The sequence below is a fragment of the Hyphomonas sp. genome (assembly GCF_041689225.1).
Lineage (GTDB): Bacteria > Pseudomonadota > Alphaproteobacteria > Caulobacterales > Hyphomonadaceae > Hyphomonas.
This window is the reverse complement of sequence record NZ_JBDNGN010000036.1, coordinates 1-3,959: the sequence shown is the minus strand read 5'-3', so window position 1 is coordinate 3,959 and position 3,959 is coordinate 1. Positions and strand designations below refer to the sequence as shown.

Here is a 3,959-nt window from a genome sequence, read left to right as displayed (position 1 = left end):
CGAGCAGGATCTTGCGCATGCAGTGCACCTGATCCGGGCGACCGGCGCGGCCGAAGCCACCGTGCAGGAAGCCGAAGCCTATGCGGCCCTCGCCAAGGGTGCGCTGCGCAGCCTGCCGCAAAGTGTCTACCGGGATGCACTGGAAGATCTCGCGGACTTCTGCGTCGAGCGCGCCTACTAGCAGCCGTCTGCGGCGAGCTTCCGACCAAGCGTGACGCGCTGCCATGTCCACAAGCCGATGCCGAGTGCCAGCAGCACGAAGATCACCTGTGCGCCCCAGAGCGGACCGAGACCCAGCAGCCCCGCGCCACAGACGAGCGTCATGCCGGCCCAGAGCATTGCGACATGCCTGTGCGACCAGCCGGCCCTGATGAATAGCTGATAGGCATGGTCGCGGTGCGCGTCGAACAGGTTCCGGCCGACACGGGCGCGCCAGAGCAGGGTCATGAACACATCGACCAGAAAGGGCAGCGTCAGGACGACCGGCTCCCACACTGTCAGGCGGCAGGCGACAACGAGGCCTGCCGCGCCGAGCAGGGCGCCGACGCCCAGCGACCCGGTATCCCCCGCAAAAAGACGACCTGACAGGTTCCAGACAAGGAAGCCCAATGTCGCGGCAGCCGCCATGGCGGTGATGTGGCTCATGGCCATTTCAACACCGGCGCCCGGATCCTGGATCGTCGGCCAGGACAACAGGATGGCGAAGGCGACGAACATCAGCATCGCACTGCCCATGGCCAGGCCGTTGGCACCGTCCATGAAGTTCGTCGCATTGGCCATGACGAACAGCCAGAGAGCGACGCCTGCGGCGGATAGCCAGACGGGAAGGCCATAGCCTTCACCGGGGCCGAAAGGCAGGTGGAAATGTCCAAGTCGGGGGCCATAAATGGCGGCGAGGAGTGAAACCAGCGCCAAAAGGACGAGTTTCAGCTTGGGGTTCAGCCCGACGGTATCGTCAAAAAGTCCTATTATTACAGATGACAGGACGAACAGGAGAAGCGCTGGCAGGCCGTTTCCGGGCAGGTTTGGCAGGTCACCCGTCAGGAACAGGCCGAGGGCGAGCGTGGCGAAGATGGCGATGCCGCCAGCGGTGGGCACAGGCGCTTTCTGCGTCTTGCGGCCTCCGTCGGGCGCATCTTTCACGCCGAGCCGGATCACCAGGAAACACAAAAGGATGGACAGGAAAGGCAGGCCCAGGAGGACAGGCGTCATGACAGATCCGCGCCTCCCAGCAACGTGGCGCGCACCCACCATTCGGGGTGCTGCGCGCTGAGCATGTCGGCAGATTCCTGCGCGGCGGCAAGGGTGGCGTAGAGGGCGAGGAAGGTGGCGCCAGACCCGCTCATGCGGGTGAGGCGTGGGGATCGCAAGGGTGTGGCCGGTCCGATTTTCGGGACAAGCGCCAGCGCCGGGACTTCAAGGTCGTTCCGCTGCGCTGCGAGCCAGCCAAACAGCGCGTCGAGGTCGGCAAAGCCGGGCAATGGCCCGAGTTCGGCGAAGTCCCGTCCTCCGCCGGCGGCGTCGAACGCGGCAAAGACCGGTCCAGTCGGACAGGCAATCCCGGGATTGAAGAGCACGGCCGGAATCGGCGCCGGAAGCGTCACGGGCTCGACGCGTTCGCCCTCGCCGCGCATCAGGGCGGGCTGGCCCAACAGCGCCACCGGCACGTCACCGCCCAGCGATGGCGCGACGGCGCGGGCATGGGCAAGGTTAACGTCCCAGAGCCGGGTGAGCAGGCGGAGCGCAGCAGCGGCGTCGGCAGACCCGCCACCAATGCCGGCGGCGACCGGCAGACGCTTCTCGAGATGGAGAGCAGCCCCCTGCGTGATGCCCGCCTCGGCGCGCAGGGCGCGGGCGGCTTTGAGCACCAGGTTGTCGGCCCCCGCCCCGGCTTCGGCGGCGCCGGGCCCGGTTACAGACAGGGTGAGGATGTCAGAGCGCTGGGCCGTCAGCCGGTCTGCGGCTTCCGGGCCTGCGAAGACCACAAGCGAATCGAGGTCATGGCGCCCGTTCGGCTTGAGCGGGCCAACGTGCAGGAACAGGTTCACCTTGGCCGGGGCCAGCGTATGCAATGTGTCGGACATGAGCGTGCGTCAGGGCTGCCGCGCAACTGCGAGCGCCGGCGTTTCATCGGGTTCGGCTATTGTCAGCACGGCGATGTCCGGACCGGACTGCATCTTGGCCTCGATCCGGACCCGCGCCGCGCTGCTCGGATCGAGCTTGAGGACGCGTTGCCACTGGAAGCGGGCCTCTATCTTGCGGCCGATCTGCCAATAGGCGTCGCCGAGATGGTCATTGAGGAGTGCCTCACCGGGCGACAGTTCCACGGCGCGTTCCAGGAAGCGGGCGGCCAGTCCGTAGCGCCCCATCCGGTAATGCGCCCAGCCAAGACTGTCGACGATATAGCCCGATTGAGGTTCCAGTTCGACCGCACGCCGGATCATGTCGAGCGCCGCCTCGTAATTGAGGCCCCGGTCGATATAGGCATAGCCGAGATAGTTGAGGATCGAGGCGTTTCCAGGCTGCAGGGCAAGCGCGGTCTTGAGATCGGTTTCGGCGTCCGGCCAGCGACCGGTCTGCTCACGCGTCGAACCGCGCGCATAGACGATACGCCAGTCCTGCCGACCCGCTTTGGCATCATCGTCGATAATCTCGGTCAACAGGCGCTCGGCGTCGCCGTTCCGGTCAAGCGAGCGGTAGAGGTCGGCAAGCTGGATCTTCAGACCCCGGTTAGGCGAATGGGCCAGTGCATCTGCCGCAATTGCGAGGGATTCCTGGTTGCGCTCTTCCCGGCGAAGCGCCCAGGCCATCTGGCCGCGTGCCGTGGCGTAGAATTCAGACGAATCCGGGATTCGCGAGAGGATGGCGATGGCCTCCTGCCGGCGTCCGGCATTGTCGAGCGACTGGCCCCAGAGCGAGCGGGCGACATGGAGATCGGGATCGAGCGCCAGCGCGAGCACGAAATACACGCCCGACAGGTCATCATCGGTCTGCATCATCAACGCCGCAGCGGGGACATAGATGGCAAGCGCAGCGCCTTCTCGCGTCGACAAGCGTTCCGGACGGATGCGCGTTCCGGCCAGAATGTCGCCGCGCAGGCTGTCGAGCGCAGCATTCTGGCCAATCTCGTCATGGAAAGCCTGGAGGATGTCGACCGCACGCGCCTTGTTGCCGGCTGCGACGAGGAGCTGGGCATGGGCATGCACACCAACGGCCAGACGGGCGCCGGAATCCCATAGCGTGTCGAACGTCGCAAGCGCGGCTGCGTCATGCTTGTCGGCCATCTGGAGCAGGCCCATCATGTAGAGCGTGGAGCTGTCGAGATTGGCATCGCCCGTCAGGCCACCCCGGAGATAGGTTTCGGCAGCGTCGGCGCCGCCACCATCGGCAATCCGCCAGGCCGACAGGCCCCGGGCGATCACACGGTTGAACGGCCCGTATTCGGTTTCGTCGAGATATTTGGCGGCTTCATTTTCCTTGCCCCGCTCAAGCGCATCGACGCCCAGCGTGAGGCGGACCAGCGTCGCGGTGCTGCCGACTTCACTGGCGCGGCGCGCCAGTTCAACCGCCGATTCATAGTCGCCAGCGAGCAGGGCGGAAAACACAGCCCGTTCGGCAATGCCCGACTTTTCCGGCGCCGTATCAATCGCGGCAGCATAATATTCGGCGGCGGTTTCGGGATCGTTCGTCATCGCGGCAAAGCGCGCGACGAGAAAATCGCCATAGGCGGTGGCCTCGGCCGGGCGGCCATTCGCGAACAGGGCGTCGCGGAGCGCATCTTGCGATGGCGCGCTAACGCAGGATCCCGCCAGAAGCAAGGCGGACAGCGCGGAAAAGGGCCGGAGAAGGTTCATCGTCACAATCTTTCAGCAACCGCGCCGTGCCGCAAGGGCGAAGCGCCTGTCCCGGCCTGCGTTTCAGTCTGACGCGACAAGGACTTCCTGCCGGTCGAAGAACTT

At 65.7% G+C, this 3,959-nt stretch carries 3 protein-coding genes and 1 pseudogene; 1 reads left to right on the top strand and 3 read right to left on the bottom strand.

What is annotated here, in order from left to right:
- Window positions 1-181 (top strand): annotated as a pseudogene (locus tag ACESNB_RS03160) (polyprenyl synthetase family protein); the annotation flags it as partial.
- Here the strand turns inward: ACESNB_RS03160 and ACESNB_RS03155 are convergent.
- The 3 genes from ACESNB_RS03155 to ACESNB_RS03145 are packed head-to-tail and all read right to left on the bottom strand — an operon-like array spanning window position 178 to window position 3,854.
- The gene (locus ACESNB_RS03155; RefSeq protein WP_373003712.1) at window positions 178-1,212 is read right to left on the bottom strand and encodes a glycosyltransferase family 4 protein; all 1,035 of its coding nucleotides are present in this window, start codon (window positions 1,210-1,212) and stop codon (window positions 178-180) included. The pseudogene ACESNB_RS03160 and the gene ACESNB_RS03155 sit on opposite strands and share 4 nt — an antisense overlap.
- Window positions 1,209-2,084 (bottom strand): 4-(cytidine 5'-diphospho)-2-C-methyl-D-erythritol kinase, encoded by an 876-nt coding sequence (locus ACESNB_RS03150; protein WP_373003710.1) that lies wholly within the window; start codon window positions 2,082-2,084, stop codon window positions 1,209-1,211. The genes ACESNB_RS03155 and ACESNB_RS03150 overlap by 4 nt, the downstream gene beginning before the upstream one ends.
- A gap of 9 nt (window positions 2,085-2,093) precedes the next feature.
- On the bottom strand, window positions 2,094-3,854 hold the full coding sequence (locus ACESNB_RS03145; protein WP_373003707.1) for a tetratricopeptide repeat protein: 1,761 nt from the start codon (window positions 3,852-3,854) through the stop codon (window positions 2,094-2,096).
- Between the last annotated feature and the right edge of the window lie 105 nt (window positions 3,855-3,959).